General features: G+C 62.9%; 13 protein-coding genes. 7 read left to right on the forward strand and 6 right to left on the reverse strand.

Annotated elements, in window-relative coordinates; translation table 11 throughout:
* Window positions 1-208 precede the first annotated feature (208 nt).
* Window positions 209-1,150 carry an AEC family transporter gene (locus BLV20_RS18505; RefSeq protein ID WP_092303886.1) on the forward strand — a complete coding sequence of 314 codons (942 nt, stop codon included), beginning with the start codon at window positions 209-211 and terminating at the stop codon, window positions 1,148-1,150.
* Window positions 1,151-1,264: 114 nt separating this feature from the next.
* Here the strand turns inward: BLV20_RS18505 and BLV20_RS18510 are convergent, their stop codons facing one another.
* From BLV20_RS18510 to gatC, 6 genes are all read right to left on the reverse strand, one after another.
* Window positions 1,265-1,645, reverse strand: a complete 381-nt coding sequence (locus BLV20_RS18510; RefSeq protein WP_092303888.1) for a carboxymuconolactone decarboxylase family protein — start codon at window positions 1,643-1,645, stop codon at window positions 1,265-1,267.
* Window positions 1,642-2,739, reverse strand: a complete 1,098-nt coding sequence (locus BLV20_RS18515) for a calcium/sodium antiporter (RefSeq protein ID WP_256577828.1) — start codon at window positions 2,737-2,739, stop codon at window positions 1,642-1,644. Before BLV20_RS18515 ends, BLV20_RS18510 begins: the two co-directional genes overlap by 4 nt.
* Before the next feature lie 16 nt (window positions 2,740-2,755).
* Complete coding sequence (locus tag BLV20_RS18520; RefSeq protein ID WP_092303892.1) at window positions 2,756-3,127, reverse strand: septal ring lytic transglycosylase RlpA family protein; 372 nt, start codon at window positions 3,125-3,127, stop codon at window positions 2,756-2,758.
* 131 nt (window positions 3,128-3,258) lie between these two features.
* Window positions 3,259-4,704, reverse strand: a complete 1,446-nt coding sequence (gatB, locus tag BLV20_RS18525) for an Asp-tRNA(Asn)/Glu-tRNA(Gln) amidotransferase subunit GatB (protein WP_062823667.1) — start codon at window positions 4,702-4,704, stop codon at window positions 3,259-3,261.
* A 10-nt stretch (window positions 4,705-4,714) separates the two neighbouring features.
* Window positions 4,715-6,166, reverse strand: a complete 1,452-nt coding sequence (gene gatA, locus BLV20_RS18530) for an Asp-tRNA(Asn)/Glu-tRNA(Gln) amidotransferase subunit GatA (protein ID WP_092303895.1) — start codon at window positions 6,164-6,166, stop codon at window positions 4,715-4,717.
* Between the two features lie 16 nt (window positions 6,167-6,182).
* Window positions 6,183-6,470, reverse strand: a complete 288-nt coding sequence (gatC, locus tag BLV20_RS18535; RefSeq protein ID WP_044461215.1) for an Asp-tRNA(Asn)/Glu-tRNA(Gln) amidotransferase subunit GatC — start codon at window positions 6,468-6,470, stop codon at window positions 6,183-6,185.
* Between the two features lie 210 nt (window positions 6,471-6,680).
* Between gatC and mreB the strand changes: the two genes are divergently transcribed.
* The 6 genes from mreB to BLV20_RS18565 all read left to right on the forward strand — a co-directional run bounded on the left by mreB (window position 6,681) and on the right by BLV20_RS18565 (window position 15,498).
* Window positions 6,681-7,718, forward strand: a complete 1,038-nt coding sequence (gene mreB, locus BLV20_RS18540) for a rod shape-determining protein MreB (protein ID WP_002555108.1) — start codon at window positions 6,681-6,683, stop codon at window positions 7,716-7,718.
* 189 nt (window positions 7,719-7,907) lie between these two features.
* Window positions 7,908-8,984, forward strand: coding sequence for a rod shape-determining protein MreC (mreC, locus tag BLV20_RS18545; RefSeq protein WP_371914328.1), 1,077 nt, complete (start codon window positions 7,908-7,910; stop codon window positions 8,982-8,984).
* Window positions 8,984-9,460 (forward strand): rod shape-determining protein MreD, encoded by a 477-nt coding sequence (gene mreD / locus BLV20_RS18550; RefSeq protein WP_009042183.1) that lies wholly within the window; start codon window positions 8,984-8,986, stop codon window positions 9,458-9,460. The genes mreC and mreD overlap by 1 nt, the downstream gene beginning before the upstream one ends.
* Window positions 9,461-9,503: 43 nt before the next feature.
* Window positions 9,504-10,103, forward strand: a complete 600-nt coding sequence (locus BLV20_RS18555) for a Maf family protein (RefSeq protein ID WP_092303899.1) — start codon at window positions 9,504-9,506, stop codon at window positions 10,101-10,103.
* Window positions 10,104-10,161: 58 nt separating this feature from the next.
* Entirely contained in the window at window positions 10,162-11,619 is a 1,458-nt protein-coding gene (gene rng / locus BLV20_RS18560) for a ribonuclease G (RefSeq protein WP_007929907.1), read from the forward strand.
* Window positions 11,620-11,694: 75 nt separating this feature from the next.
* The gene (locus BLV20_RS18565; RefSeq protein ID WP_092303901.1) at window positions 11,695-15,498 is read left to right on the forward strand and encodes a YhdP family protein; all 3,804 of its coding nucleotides are present in this window, start codon (window positions 11,695-11,697) and stop codon (window positions 15,496-15,498) included.
* Window positions 15,499-15,506 lie beyond the last annotated feature (8 nt).

The following is a 15,506-nucleotide window of genomic DNA, read 5'->3' on the forward strand; positions in this document are numbered from 1 at the left end:
TTGTGTTGGGCTCGGTTGAATGGCCGGTCGCAATCCGGGTAGCCGCTGCCGCAGGCTGCGCTCGACCGCGGAGCGGGCGTGGCCTTTGATGGCCTCGAACTCCTGCGGCCCGATGGATCAGCTTGCGCTCCGGGCAAATCCGTCGGGCTTCAGGGCTCGGGCTGGCTTATCATTAGCCGCCTAACGACAGGCTCAAGGTTGACCCGGCATGCTGGCCATTTTTCTCGAAACGCTGAATATCACTGCGCCGGTATTTGCCATGTTGTTTCTCGGTGTGCTGCTTAAGCGCATCGACTGGATCAACGACGGTTTTATCCACACGGCGTCGTCTCTGGTTTTCAACGTCACCATGCCGGCGCTGCTGATTCTCGGGATTCTGCATGCCGACCTGCATTCGGCGCTCAAGCCCGGGTTGCTGATCTATTTTGCCGTGGCCACGCTGTTCAGCTTTGCCTTCGCCTGGGGTTGGGCGATCTGGCGCTGCCCGCGGGAAGACCGCGGCATCTACACCCAGGGCGCGTTTCGCGGCAATAACGGGGTCATTGGCCTGGCGCTAGCGGCCAGCATGTATGGCGACTACGGGATTTCCCTCGGGGCGATTCTCGCGGCGCTGGTGATCCTCTTCTACAACACCCTGTCGACCATCGTCCTGGCGGTGTACAGCCCGGTGATCAAGTCCGATCCGTGGAGCATTTGCAAAAGCGTGGTCAGCAATCCGTTGATCATCAGCGTGCTGGCGGCAACGCCTTTCGCGGTGTTCCAGATCGGCCTGCCGGCCTGGCTGGAAACCTCCGGCCAGTACCTGGCGCAGATGACCTTGCCGCTGGCATTGATCTGCATCGGCGGCACCCTGTCCCTGGCGGCGCTGCGCAAGAGTGGCGATCTGGCGTTGAGTTCGAGCCTGGTGAAAATGCTCGGCCTGCCGATTCTGACCACTTTCGGGGCCTGGCTCTGCGGGTTTCGCGGAGCGGAGTTGGGGATTCTGTTCCTGTATTTCGGCAGCCCGACCGCGGCGGCGAGTTTTGTCATGGCCCGGGCGGCCAATGGCAATCATGAGTTGGCCGCCGCGATCATCGTCATCACCACATTGATGGCGGCGGTGACCACCAATATCGGCATCTTCCTGCTGCAGTGGGGCGGGTGGATCTGATCGGGGCTCTGTAGGAGCGAGTGGGCGGCGATCCGACTTGCCGGCGATAGCGACCTGCCTGACACACCGCCATCGCGGGCAATCGAGCGTCGGTCGGCCGCTCCTACAAGGGAATCATTCCGCTTTCTGGTAAGTGTCGATCACTTCCTGGGCGGCGCGGAATGCATCGATTGCCGCCGGTACGCCGGCGTATACCGCGCAATGCAGTAGCGCTTCGCGGATTTCCTCCACGGTGCAGCCATTATTCAGGGCACCACGGACATGGCCCTTGAGTTCCTGCGGGCACTTGAGCGCGGTCAGGGCGGCGAGGGTGATCAGGCTGCGGGTTTTCAGCGGCAGGCCTTCGCGGTTCCAGACACCTCCCCAGGCATGCTCGTTGACGAACTCCTGCAACGGCTGGCTGAACTCGGTGGCGTTGCCCAGCGCGCGATCGACGAAGGCATCGCCCATCACCTGACGGCGCATTTCCACGCCCTGCTTTTTATTCTCGGTCATTGCGCTTCCCCTTTTTTGTGTTGGCGGCGCCAGGCCCGCAGCGAACTGAACAGCAGGAACGCCACCAGCACTGGCAGGACGAAAAACAGCATCAGCTCTTCCAGCTTGGCGGCCAGCGGCATGCCGGTGGTGAAGGACACCACGTGCAGCCCGTAGGCCAGGTACAGGCCGAGAAATAGCAGGCCTTCGGCGCGGGTGACCCGGTAACCCGAATAGAACACCGGCAGGCACAGCACCGCGACGCCGAGCATTACCGGCAGGTCGAAATCCAGGGCATTGGGCGATACCGACAAGGGCGTCGGCGCCACCAGGGCGGTGAACCCCAGGACCCCCAGCAGATTGAACAGGTTGCTGCCGATGACGTTGCCCACGGCAATGTCGCGCTGGCCCCGCAACGCTGCGATCAGCGAGGTGGCCAGGGCCGGCAGGGACGTGCCGACGGCGACGATAGTCAGGCCGATGATGCGTTCGGACAGCCCGAGGTCGGTGGCGACTTCCACTGCCGCCCTGAGCAGCAGATGGCCAGCGAACACCAGCAGGAGCAGGCCGCCGATCATCCACAGCAGGCTGCTCAGCCAGTGCGCCTGCGGCGTTTCGCAGCTTTGCGGGGAATGCGGGCGCGCCGAATGCCGTGACTGGCGCAGCAGCAACCCCAGGTACAGGACCAGGGTGGCCAGCAGGATCAGGCCGTCGAGGGGCGTCAGTTCTTCGTTATAGGCCAGGGCGAACACCAGCAGGCTGGCGAGGATCATCAACGGAATATCCAGCCGCACCAGCTGGCGAGATACCCGCAGCGGAATGATCAGGGCAGACAGGCCAAGGGTGACCAGGATGTTGAAGATGCCGCTGCCGATCACACTGCCGACGGCGATATCGCTGTTTTCCGCCAGGGTGGCTTGCAGGCTGACCGCCATCTGCGGCGCGCTGCTGCCGAAGGCGACGATGCTCAGGCCGATGATCAGCGCTCTTACATGCAGGCGGGCGGCCAGGCGGACCGCGCCGCGTACCAGCAACTCGGCGCCGGCGACCAGCAGGGCCAGGCCACTGAACAACTGGAGGACGCTGAGTAGCGGTAAATCGGTTAATCCGAAAATGATCAGGGCTCCGGGTTCAGTCGCTGATGGCTTGCACGCGCACCTTGGCGGTGCCGCTCCTGATCATACCCAACTGTTGCGCGGCGGCACGCGACAAATCGATCAGGCGACCACGGATATGCGGGCCACGGTCGTTGATCCGGACCACGACGCTTTTGTCGTTATTGAGGTTGGTGACTTTGACCCGGGTGCCGAATGGCAGCTCGCGATGGGCGGCGGTCATGCCGTGCTGGTTGAAGGGTTCGCCACTGGCGGTGCGTTTGCCGTGGTGTTTGGCGCCGTAATAGGAGGCGACGCCGGACTTGTCATAACCCCGAGGGTCGATGACATGGCTGGCGCAACCGGCCAGCAGTGAGAAAAGGGCCAGGCAGCCCAGCAAGCGTTTCATCGATACGGGACCCCAGATACAAGAATAGGAGCGAGCCTGCCCGCGCTTGCGTCTTGTCTGGGACAACGCAATCGCGGGCAGGCTCGCTCCTACAGGGGCGGAATATTCGAACTCCGCCATCAACACTGCAGTCAGCCTTCGAGTTTGCTTTTCAGCAATTCGTTCACTTGCTGCGGGTTGGCTTTGCCTTTGGAGGCCTTCATCGCCTGGCCGACGAAGAAGCCGAACATCTTGCCGCGCTTGGCTTCATCGGCGGCGCGGTACTGTTCGACCTGCTCGGCGTTGGCCGCCAGCATCTCGTCCAGCACGGCGGAGATGGCGCCGGTGTCGGTGACCTGCTTGAGGCCGCGCTTGTCGATGATCTCGTCGGCGCTGCCTTCGCCATTGGCCATGGCTTCGAACACGGTCTTGGCGATCTTGCCGGAGATGGTGTTGTCCTTGATGCGCAGCAGCATGCCGCCCAGCTGTTCGGCAGAGACCGGCGCCTCGTCGATTTCCAGGCCCTGCTTGTTCAGCAGGCTGCCCAACTCGACCATGACCCAGTTGGCGGCGAGCTTGGCATCACCGGCGATGCTCGCGACTTTTTCGAAGTAGTCCGCCTGTTCGCGGCTCGAGGCCAGCACGCTGGCGTCGTAGACCGACAGGCCGAACTGTTCCTGGAAACGCTCGCGTTTCTGCGGTGGCAGCTCGGGCAGGGTGGCGCGTACCTGGTCGAGGAACGAGTCCTCGATGACCACTGGCAGCAGGTCCGGGTCGGGGAAGTAGCGGTAGTCGTTGGCTTCTTCCTTGCTGCGCATCGGACGGGTCTCGTCCTTGTTCGGGTCGTACAGGCGGGTCTGCTGGATCACCTTGCCGCCGTCCTCGATCAGTTCGATCTGACGCTGGACTTCCGAGTTGATGGCTTTCTCGATGAAGCGGAACGAGTTGACGTTCTTGATCTCGCAACGAGTGCCGAACTCGGCCTGGCCTTTGGGGCGTACCGAGACGTTGCAGTCGCAACGCAGGGAGCCTTCGGCCATGTTGCCGTCACAGATCCCCAGGTAGCGCACCAGCGCGTGGATCGACTTGACGTAGGCCACGGCTTCCTTGGCGCTGCGCATGTCCGGCTCGGAAACGATTTCCAGCAGCGGGGTGCCGGCACGGTTCAGGTCGATGCCGCTGGCGCCGTTGAACTCTTCGTGCAGGCTCTTGCCGGCGTCTTCTTCCAGGTGCGCGCGGGTGATGCCGACGCGTTTGACCGTGCCGTCTTCCAGTGGGATGTCCAGGTGGCCCTTGCCGACGATCGGCAATTCCATCTGGCTGATCTGGTAGCCCTTGGGCAGGTCCGGATAGAAGTAGTTCTTGCGTGCGAACACGTTGTGCTGGCCGATCTCGGCGTCGATGGCCAGGCCGAACATGACCGCCATGCGCACCGCTTCCTGGTTCAGCACCGGCAGAACGCCGGGCATGCCCAGGTCCACCAGGCTCGCCTGGGTGTTGGGCTCGGCACCGAAGGCGGTGGAGCTACCGGAGAAAATCTTCGATTTGGTGGTGAGCTGGGTATGGATCTCCAGCCCGATCACGACTTCCCATTGCATGTGTGTCTCCTCAGAAGCCGGTTGGGGTGCGGGTGTGCCAGTCAGTGTGTAACTGATACTGGTGCGCAACGTTGAGCAAGCGGCCTTCCTGGAAATACGGGGCGAGCAACTGCACGCCGACCGGCAAGCCATCGACGAAGCCGGCGGGCATGGACAAGCCCGGCAGGCCCGCGAGGTTGGCGGTGATGGTGTAGACGTCTTCCAGATACGCAGCGACCGGGTCGCTGCTCTTGTCGCCGATTTTCCAGGCCGGGTTCGGCGTGGTCGGGCCAAGGATGATGTCGACTTCATTAAAGGCAGCCATGAAGTCGTTCTTGATCAGGCGACGGATCTTTTGGGCCTTCAGGTAATAGGCATCGTAATAGCCGGCCGACAGCGCATAGGCGCCAACCATGATCCGGCGCTGCACTTCGGTGCCGAAACCTTCGCCACGGGAACGCTTGTACAGGTCGGTGAGGTTCTTCGGCTCTTCGCAGCGATAGCCGAACCGCACGCCGTCGAAACGCGACAGGTTGGAGGAGGCTTCCGCCGGGGCGATCACGTAGTACGCCGGAATGGCGTGCTGCATGTTCGGCAGGCTGATTTCCTTGATCACGGCGCCGAGCTTTTCCAGCTCCTTGACGCTGTTATGGACCAGGTCGGCGATACGCGGGTCGAGGCCGGCGCTGAAGTATTCCTTGGGTACGCCGATGCGCAGGCCCTGCAGCGAGCCATTGAGGCTGGCGCTGTAGTCCGGTACCGGTTCGTCGATGCTGGTGGAGTCCTGCGGGTCGAAACCGGCCATGCCTTGCAGCAGGATCGCGCAGTCCTCGGCGGTGCGTGCCAGCGGCCCGCCCTGATCGAGGCTGGAGGCGTAGGCGATCATGCCCCAGCGCGAAACGCGGCCGTAGGTCGGCTTCAGGCCGGTGAGGTTGGTCAATGCCGCCGGCTGGCGGATCGAGCCGCCGGTGTCGGTGCCGGTGGCGGCAGGCAGCAGGCGCGCGGCAACCGCGGCCGCCGAACCGCCGGACGAACCGCCCGGAACGTGTTCCAGGTTCCACGGGTTTTTCGCCGCGCCGTAATAGCTGGTCTCGTTGCCCGAGCCCATGGCGAATTCGTCCATGTTGGTCTTGCCCAGGGTCACGGCCCCGGCAGCGGCCAGCTTGGCGACCACGGTGGCGTCGTAAGGCGCCTTGAAGTTGTCGAGCATCTTCGAGCCGCAGCTGGTGCGGATGCCCTGGGTGCAGAACAGGTCCTTGTGGGCGATCGGCGCGCCGAGCAGGGCACCGTTCTCGCCGCTCGCGCGACGGGCGTCAGCGGCCTTGGCCTGCTGCAGCGCGAGATCTTCGGTGAGGCTGATGAAGCTGTTGAGCTGCGGGTCGAGCTGGGTGATGCGCGCCAGCAGGGTCTTGGTCAGCTCTTCGGAGGAAAACTTCTTGTCGGCGAGTCCGCGGGCGATCTCAGCCAGAGTCATATGATGCATTGCAGGCTCTTTCCCTTTAGTCGATGACTTTCGGAACCAGGTACAGGCCGTTTTCGACCGCTGGTGCGATGGACTGATAGGCCTCGCGATGATTGGACTCGGTCACAACGTCTGCGCGCAGGCGCTGGCTGGCTTCCAGTGGGTGGGCCAGCGGCTCGATACCGTCGGTATCGACTGCCTGCATTTCATCCACCAGCCCGAGAATGCTGTTCAGGGCGGAGGTGATGTGTGGAAGATCGGCATCATTGAGGCCAAGGCTGGCCAGATGAGCGATTTTTTCCACGTCGGAGCGTTCAAGCGCCATGGGATTCTCCAGTGGAAAACAGAACGGATCTCATCCGTGTGTTAGATTGTCGGAACACTACCGCATTTCTACGGTCATAAGGCCGCGATTGTGGGGGTTGGTGCACAGAAAAGCAGCCAATTTAACATATTGGCGCCTTGCCCAAAATCCCTGTCGTTGTTAGAGTTTGCCGCACTTTTTTACCCACGCGTTGCCTAGGGTCCCTTTCCCATGTTCAAGAAACTGCGTGGCATGTTTTCCAGCGATCTTTCCATTGACCTGGGCACTGCCAACACCCTTATTTACGTGCGCGAGCGCGGTATTGTCCTGAATGAACCATCGGTTGTGGCCATTCGGACCCACGGTAATCAGAAAAGTGTTGTGGCTGTCGGTACCGAAGCCAAGCGCATGCTCGGCCGTACTCCGGGCAACATTGCTGCCATTCGTCCGATGAAGGACGGCGTGATCGCCGACTTCAGTGTCTGCGAAAAGATGCTGCAATACTTTATCAACAAAGTTCACGAAAACAGTTTCCTGCAGCCCAGCCCTCGTGTGCTGATCTGCGTTCCATGCAAGTCCACCCAGGTTGAGCGTCGCGCCATCCGTGAATCGGCCCTCGGCGCCGGTGCCCGTGAAGTATTCCTGATCGAAGAGCCGATGGCGGCCGCGATCGGTGCCGGCCTGCCGGTTGAAGAAGCTCGCGGTTCGATGGTCGTGGATATCGGTGGCGGTACCACCGAAATCGCCTTGATCTCCCTGAATGGCGTGGTGTACGCCGAATCCGTACGGGTTGGCGGCGACCGTTTCGACGAAGCGATCATCACCTACGTGCGTCGCAACTACGGCAGCCTGATCGGCGAATCCACCGCCGAGCGCATCAAGCAGGAAATCGGTACTGCCTACCCGGGCGGCGAAGTCCGTGAAGTCGACGTTCGCGGCCGTAACCTGGCCGAAGGCGTGCCACGTGCATTCACCCTGAACTCCAACGAAGTGCTGGAAGCTCTGCAAGAGTCCCTGGCAACCATCGTTCAGGCGGTGAAAAGCGCTCTGGAGCAATCGCCTCCGGAACTGGCTTCGGACATCGCCGAGCGCGGCCTGGTGCTGACCGGTGGGGGCGCCCTGCTGCGTGACCTGGACAAGTTGCTGGCCCAGGAAACCGGTCTGCCGGTGATCGTCGCCGAAGACCCGCTGACCTGCGTAGCCCGCGGCGGTGGCCGTGCATTGGAAATGATGGACAAACACACCATGGACCTGCTCTCCAGCGAATAATCGCGCCGGGTGCATCCATGTGTTCCGCTCGCAGGCAGCACTTTGCAGTGCTGCCTGTTGGCGTTTATCTTCTGTCATTCTGCTCCAGGCCGGTTTGAAGCCGTATGAATAAAGAGAACATTTGCCTGGGAGGAGCGGCTTATTAAACCGCTTTTCGCCAAAGGCCCCTCATTGGGCGTACGCCTGTTGGTGCTGGCCGTGCTATCGGTCGCGCTGATGGTGGTCGATGCCCGCTTCACACTGCTCAAGCCAGTGCGTAGCCAAATGTCGCTGGTGCTGATGCAGTCCTACTGGATCACCGACCTGCCGCAACGGCTATGGCAGGGCGTGGCCAGTCAGTTTGGCAGCCGCACCGAGCTGGTCGCCGAAAACGAAAAACTCAAGACTGAAAACCTGTTGCTCCAGGGCCGCATGCAAAAGCTCGCCGCCTTGACCGAGCAGAACGTTCGCCTGCGCGAATTGCTCAACTCTTCCGCGCTGGTCAATGAGAAGGTCGAAGTGGCCGAGCTGATCGGCATGGACCCCAACCCCTTCACCCATCGCATCATCATCAACAAGGGCGAGCGCGATGGCGTGGTGCTCGGGCAGCCGGTGCTGGATGCTCGTGGACTGATGGGGCAGGTGGTCGAGTTGATGCCTTACACCTCCCGCGTGCTGCTGCTCACCGATACCACGCACAGCATTCCGGTCCAGGTGAACCGCAACGGCCTGCGGGCGATTGCCAGCGGTACCGGCAACCCGGAGCGCCTTGAGCTGCGTCATGTGGCCGACACCGCGGACATCAAGGAAGGCGACCTGCTGGTCAGCTCCGGCCTGGGCCAGCGTTTCCCGGCGGGCTATCCGGTGGCGACGGTCAAGGAAGTGATCCATGACTCCGGCCAGCCATTTGCCATAGTGCGTGCCGTGCCGACGGCGGCCTTGAACCGCAGCCGTTACCTGCTGCTGGTGTTCAGCGATAACCGCACCGCCGAAGAGCGTGCCAACGATGCGGCCCAGGCCCAGGAAGCGCAGGACCAGCAGGGCGGTGCCGTCACGCTGCAGGTTCCGGCGACCCTGGGCAAGCCTGTCGTGCCCGCGATGCCGGCTACCGCGACCCTACCTGCCGCACCGGTGCCTGCGGCATCGGCGGCAACACCCGTGGCGCCAGCCGCCACGGCGCCGGTAAAACCCGTGGCCCACCCGGCTCCGGTCAAGCCTGCGGCCACCAGACCCGCCACGCCCAAGCCGCCTGCATCGGCCCCGGCTTCCACGGGAGGAAGAGAATAATGTCCCGAAACGGCTGGATGGTCTGGCTGACTTTCGCTATCGGCATGCTGCTCAGCGTGTCGCCTTTGCCGCAATTCATGGAAATCCTGCGCCCGCTCTGGCTGGCTTTGCTGCTGGCGTTCTGGGCCTTGGCCCTGCCGCATAAAGTCGGCATGGTCACCGCCTGGTGCCTGGGGCTGGCCGAGGACGTGCTGTATGGCACGTTGCTGGGACAAAACGCCCTGATCCTGACCCTGATCACCTTCCTGGTGCTGTCGCTGCAACAGCGCTTGCGCATGTTCCCGATGTGGCAGCAGAGCCTGGTGATCCTGGTGATCTTCGGCCTGGCGCAACTGGTTCAGCTGTGGCTCAGCGCCCTCACCGGCAACCGTCAGCCGACCCTCGCGCTGGTGCTGCCGGCACTGGTCAGTGCCTTGCTCTGGCCTTGGGTCAGCTTCGGTTTGCGCGGGTTGCGCCGACGTTTCAAAATCAACTGATTCGGTCAGGCATTTGCCCGTACCTCGACAGGGAGATGTCTTGATGAAATCGCTTTACCTCGCTTCCGGCTCGCCGCGTCGACGCGAACTGCTCACGCAGATCGGCGTGCCTTTTACCGCCATCGGCGCGGATATCGACGAAACCCCTCTTCCCGATGAAAGCCCCGCGGCCTATGTCGAGCGCCTGGCGCGCGGCAAGGCGGCGGCCGGCTATGGGCTGATTGCTGAAGGCCGGTTCGCGGCCTGTGTCCTGGGCGCCGATACCGCGGTGGTGCTTGACGGGCGAATCCTGGGCAAGCCGCTGGACCAGGCCGATGCGCAGTCGATGCTCATGGCCCTGTCGGGTCGTGAACACGAAGTGCTGACGGCGATTGCCGTGCTCGATGGCCAGCGCTGCGAGTCGCGGCTGGTACGCAGCCTGGTGCGTTTCCGGCCGATCAGCGCTGATGAGGCGGCGCGCTACTGGGCCAGCGGCGAGCCGCAGGACAAGGCGGGGGGCTATGGCATCCAGGGACTTGCGGCGGTATTCGTGGCAGGGCTCAATGGCAGTTATTCCGCTGTCGTCGGCTTGCCGGTATGCGAAACCGCAGAACTACTTGGCCATTTCGGCATACCCTGTTGGCAAAACCTTGCAGTGCGCTAAGCGCCGTACCTGACTGATGCGGCCATCCATAGTGAATATGCCTGAACGAGACCCTGCCATGAGTGAAGAGATTCTGATCAACATCACGCCGATGGAGTCGCGCGTGGCGGTGGTCGAAAACGGTGTGCTGCAAGAAGTCCATGTCGAGCGTACGCAGCGTCGCGGAATTGTCGGCAACATCTATAAAGGCAAGGTTGTGCGGGTTTTGCCCGGCATGCAGGCGGCATTCGTCGATATCGGCCTGGATCGCGCGGCGTTCATTCATGCTTCGGAAATTTCCCTGCGCGAAGGGCCGGCGGTGGAAAGCATCGGTGCCCTGGTTCACGAAGGGCAGAGCCTGGTGGTGCAGGTGACCAAGGACCCGATCGGCTCCAAGGGCGCGCGCCTGACCACCCAGCTGTCGATCCCTTCGCGTTACCTGGTGTACATGCCGCGCACCGCCCATGTCGGCATTTCCCTGAAGATCGAGGACGAGGCCGAGCGCGAGCGCCTGAAGCAGGTGGTCAGCGATTGCGTGGCCCAGGAAGGCATCAAGGAAGCTGGCGGGTTTATCCTGCGTACCGCTGCCGAGGGCGCGGGTGCCGATGAAATCATGATGGACATCCGCTATCTGCGCCGCCTGTGGGATCAGATCGGCGCGCAGATCAAGACCATCGGCGCCCCCAGCGTTATCTACGAAGACCTGGGCCTGGCCCTGCGTACGTTGCGTGACCTGGTCAGCCCGAAGATCGAGAAAATCCGCATCGACTCCCGGGAAACCTTCCAGAAAACCACGCAATTCGTTGCCGAACTGATGCCGGAAATCGCCGATCGCCTGGAGCATTATCCGGGTGAGCGGCCGATCTTCGACCTCTATGGCGTCGAAGACGAGATCCAGAAAGCCTTGGAGCGCAAGGTGCCGCTCAAGTCCGGCGGCTACCTGGTGGTCGACCCGGCGGAAGCGATGAGCACCATCGACGTCAACACCGGTGCCTTCGTGGGTCATCGCAACCTCGAAGAAACCATCTTCAAGACCAACCTCGAGGCGGCGACCGCCATTGCCCGCCAGCTGCGCCTGCGCAACCTGGGCGGGATCATCATCATCGACTTCATCGACATGGAAGATGAAGAACATCAGCGCCAGGTGCTGCGCACCCTGGAAAAACAGCTGGAGCGCGATCACGCCAAGACCAACATCATCGGCATCACCGAGCTGGGCCTGGTGCAGATGACCCGCAAGCGTACCCGGGAAAGCCTGGAACAGGTGCTGTGCGAACCCTGCAGCAGCTGCCAGGGGCGCGGCAAACTGAAAACCCCGGAAACCATTTGCTACGAAATTTTCCGTGAAATTCTTCGTGAAGCGCGGGCCTATCAGGCCGAAGGTTATCGCGTCCTGGCGAACCAGAAGGTCGTCGACCGGCTGCTCGACGAGGAGTCGGGCAACGTCGCGGAACTGGAGGCCTTTATCGGCCGGACCATCCGTTTTCAGGTCGAAACCATGTATTCCCAGGAACAATACGACGTGGTGCTGCTCTGAGTCCGCGTACCCTACATTTACCGGATACAGCTGGCCCCGGTTTTTTCATGACTCTTGCCACGGGGGCCAACTGACATGGAGCGTCTGATGCGCTTTCTTGCTGCTCTGACCCGCTGGGGGCTGGGGCTTTGTGCATTGCTGCTGGTGCTGACGGCCTTGTACGTCAGCCTGGGTCGGGAACTGACCCCGCTGGTGGCTGAATATCGGACCGAGGTCCAGGCCAAGGCCCAGCAAGCCTTGGGCATGCCGGTGCAGATCGGTCGGCTGGAAGGCAGCTGGAGCGGCTTCTCGCCCATTCTATTGGCTCACGACGTGATCGTCGGCGAGGGCGCCAACGCCTTGCGCCTGGATCAGGTGCGGGTGGCACCCGATCTGCCCGGCAGTGCCCTGGCGCGCCAACTGCGGGTCAAGCATCTTGAATTCAGCGGCCTCAACCTGAGCCTGAAGGAAGCTCCGGATGGGCGCTGGGCGCTTGAAGGCCTGCCGGTCCAGGATGACCAGCCTCTGGACCCCGAGCAGTTGCTCAACCGTATGCAGATGATCAGCGAGTTGTCGGTGCTCGATAGCCAGGTGACGTTGCAACCGTTCGACCATGCCCCGATTGCCTTGACCTACGTCGGCCTGAACCTGCGCGTCGGCCCTGGCCGTCAACGGCTGGATGCGCGCCTGACCCTGCCGGACGGCCAACCCCTGGCCGTCAGTTTACGTACTCGAGTCCGCGCCAGCACCTGGCGCGAAGGGCAGGCCGACGCCTACCTGAGCCTGCCGCAAAGCGACTGGGCGAAATGGCTGCCGCCGCGCGTGACCCAACAGTGGACGTTCTCCGAACTCAAGGCCGGTGGCGAGTTCTGGCTCAGTTGGGGCGATGGCCTGCTGCAGAGCATGGTCGCGCGTCTGAACGCGCCGCAGGTCAGCGGGGCCTATGACGAGCGCAAACCGGTCACCGTGAAGAACCTGGCGCTCAATGCCTATTTCCAGCGCAACGAGCAGGGCCTCAGCGTCGCCTTCGACTCGCTGGCCATGAACATCGGCGAGACGCGTTGGGAGTCGCGCCTGCACCTGCAACAGACCGGTACCGTCAACAGTGCCGAAGAACTCTGGCACTTGCAGGCCGACCGCCTCGACCTGACGCCGCTCACACCGGTCCTGGACGCCTGGGCGCCACTGCCGGATAACGTCGCGGCCATCATCGACAACCTCAAGGTCAGGGGCGCCTTGCGGAATGTCCTGCTCGACTTCCGGCCGCAAGTCAGCGGCGATCAGCGCCTGAGTTTTGCCGCCAACCTGGAGCAGGTCGGGTTCAACGCCTACCGCGGCGCGCCAGCGGCGCGTAATGTCAGCGGCAGTATCAGCGGTAACCTGGGGCAGGGTGAGTTGCGCATGGACAGCAAGGATTTTTCCTTGCACCTGGACCCGATCTTCGCCAAGCCCTGGCAGTACCTGCAGGCCAATGCCCGACTGACCTGGAAGCTCGACAAACAGAGCTTCACCCTGATTGCGCCGTACCTGAAGGTCCTGGGCGAAGAGGGCAAGATCGCCGGCGACTTCCTGATCCGCCTGCATTTCGACCACACCCAGGAAGACTATATGGACCTGCGGGTCGGCCTGGTCGATGGCGACGGTCGCTATACCGCCAAGTACCTGCCCGAGGTGCTCAGCCCGGCGCTGGACGAGTGGTTGCGCACGGCAATCATCAAGGGCGCGGTGGATGAAGGTTTCTTCCAGTACCAGGGATCGCTGAACCATGGCGCGGCCGACACTGCGCGCAGCATCAGCCTGTTCTTCAAGGTGCACGATGCCGAGCTGGCCTTCCAGCCGGGCTGGCCGCACATCGGCAAAGTCAGCGGCGATGTGTTCATCGAAGACAGCGGGGTGCGCATCCTGGCCAGCCAGGGGCAGTTGCTCGACACCCAGGTGAGCGATGTCTACGTCAATATTCCCCATGTACCCGCGGGGCAAAGCACCCACATGTTCATCGACGGCGAGTTCGCCGGCGGCCTGGGCGATGGCGTGAAAATCCTTCAGGAAGCGCCGATCGGCACGGCCGCGACCTTTGCCGGTTGGCAGGGCGAGGGCGACCTGCGGGGCAAGCTGAAGCTGGATATCCCGCTGGTCAAGGGCGAGGAACCGAAGGTGCTGGTGGACTTCAAGACCAGCAAGTCACGGCTCAAGTTGAGCGAACCGGAGCTGGAATTGAACCAGCTCAAGGGCGATTTCCGTTTCGACAGCACCAAGGGCCTGAGTGGCCAGGGCATCAGCGCCCAGGTCTTCGAGCGCCCGGTGACCGCGCAGATCTTTGCCGACGGTCGCCCTGGCAAGCTCGATACCCGGGTTGTCGCCAAGGGCCAGGTGTCGGTCAAGAAGCTTACGGAGTGGCTGAAATACAACCAGCCGCTGCCGGTTTCCGGCGATATTCCCTACCAACTGCAGCTCAATCTCGACGGCGCCGACAGCCAGTTGATGGTCAGCTCCAGCCTCAAGGGTGTTGCCGTCGACTTGCCCGCGCCCTTCGGCATACCGGCGAGCCAGGGGCGTGACAGCGTGTTCCGCATGACGCTGCAAGGCGCCGAGCGGCGTTACTGGTTCGACTACGGCGATCTGGCCAACTTTACCTTCGCCGCGCCGAGCGGCAATTTCGCCGAGGGTCGTGGCGAGTTGTTCCTCGGCGAAGGCGATGCCGTGTTGCCTGGGGCCAAGGGCCTGCGGGTGCGGGGAGTGCTGTCGGAACTGGATGTGGAGCCGTGGAAGGCGCTGGTCGATCGTTATGCCGGGCAGGACGCGGGCGGCAGCGCCAAGCAGCTGCTCAGCGGCGCCGATTTCAGGGTGGGCAAGCTCAGCGGCTTCGGCATGACCCTGGACGAGGCCCGTGTGCAGTTGACGCGCAAGCCGTCTTCCTGGGCTTTGCAGCTCGACAGCCAGCAAGCCAAGGGCAATGTGGCGATTCCCGATGCCAAGGCCGCGCCGATGGCAATCAACATGCAATATGTGCGGCTGCCGGCGGCCGATCCGACGGTGCAGGCCGACGAGAACGCGCCGGACCCGCTGGCCTCGGTAGACCCGAAGAAAGTCCCGGCGCTGGACCTCTCGATCAACCAGCTGTACCAGGGCAACGACCTGATTGGCGGCTGGTCGCTGAAAGTGCGCCCGACCGCCAAGGGCATGGCCTTCAACAGCCTCGACCTGGGCCTCAAGGGCATGGTCCTGCAAGGTGCCGGCGGCTGGGAAGGCGAGCCTGGCGCGACCACCAGCTGGTACAAGGGCCGCCTGGGCGGCAAGAACCTGGCGGATGTGCTCAAGGGCTGGGGCTTTGCACCGACCGTGACCAGCGAAGAATTCCATTTGGATGTGGACGGCCGCTGGCCCGGCTCGCCGGCCTGGGTCGGGCTCAAGCGCTTCTCGGGCAGCCTGGATGCGACCCTGCGCAAAGGCCAGTTCGTGGAAGTCGAAGGCGGGGCTCAGGCCTTGCGGGTGTTCGGCTTGCTGAACTTCAACTCCATCGGCCGGCGCCTGCGCCTGGACTTCTCCGACCTGTTCGGCAAGGGCCTGAGCTATGACCGGGTCAAGGGTTTGCTGGTGGCCAGCAACGGTGTCTACGTGACCCGCGAACCCATCACCCTGACCGGGCCGTCGAGCAACCTGGAGCTCAACGGCACCCTGGACCTGGTGGCCGACCAGGTGGATTCGAAGCTGCTGGTGACACTGCCGGTGACCAACAACCTGCCGATCGCCGCATTGATCGTCGGGGCGCCGGCGGTCGGCGGGGCGCTGTTCCTGATCGACAAGCTGATCGGCGACCGGGTGTCGCGTTTCGCCAGTGTCCAGTACAGCGTCAAGGGTCCCTGGAAGGACCCGAAAATCACCTTCGACAAGCCTTTTTGAAAAACCGC

This window comes from Pseudomonas sp. NFIX28, from assembly GCF_900107395.1.
GTDB lineage: Bacteria > Pseudomonadota > Gammaproteobacteria > Pseudomonadales > Pseudomonadaceae > Aquipseudomonas.

What these genes read in the sequence shown, in the direction of transcription:
- BLV20_RS18505 (WP_092303886.1), top strand. Translation starts at nt 209, where the DNA reads ATGCTGGCCATTTTTCTCGAAACGCTGAATATCACTGCGCCGGTATTT.
- BLV20_RS18510 (WP_092303888.1), bottom strand. Translation starts at nt 1,645, where the DNA reads ATGACCGAGAATAAAAAGCAGGGCGTGGAAATGCGCCGTCAGGTGATG.
- BLV20_RS18520 (WP_092303892.1), bottom strand. Translation starts at nt 3,127, where the DNA reads ATGAAACGCTTGCTGGGCTGCCTGGCCCTTTTCTCACTGCTGGCCGGT.
- gatB (WP_062823667.1), bottom strand. Translation starts at nt 4,704, where the DNA reads ATGCAATGGGAAGTCGTGATCGGGCTGGAGATCCATACCCAGCTCACC.
- gatA (WP_092303895.1), bottom strand. Translation starts at nt 6,166, where the DNA reads ATGCATCATATGACTCTGGCTGAGATCGCCCGCGGACTCGCCGACAAG.
- gatC (WP_044461215.1), bottom strand. Translation starts at nt 6,470, where the DNA reads ATGGCGCTTGAACGCTCCGACGTGGAAAAAATCGCTCATCTGGCCAGC.
- mreB (WP_002555108.1), top strand. Translation starts at nt 6,681, where the DNA reads ATGTTCAAGAAACTGCGTGGCATGTTTTCCAGCGATCTTTCCATTGAC.
- mreD (WP_009042183.1), top strand. Translation starts at nt 8,984, where the DNA reads ATGTCCCGAAACGGCTGGATGGTCTGGCTGACTTTCGCTATCGGCATG.
- BLV20_RS18555 (WP_092303899.1), top strand. Translation starts at nt 9,504, where the DNA reads ATGAAATCGCTTTACCTCGCTTCCGGCTCGCCGCGTCGACGCGAACTG.
- rng (WP_007929907.1), top strand. Translation starts at nt 10,162, where the DNA reads ATGAGTGAAGAGATTCTGATCAACATCACGCCGATGGAGTCGCGCGTG.
- BLV20_RS18565 (WP_092303901.1), top strand. Translation starts at nt 11,695, where the DNA reads ATGGAGCGTCTGATGCGCTTTCTTGCTGCTCTGACCCGCTGGGGGCTG.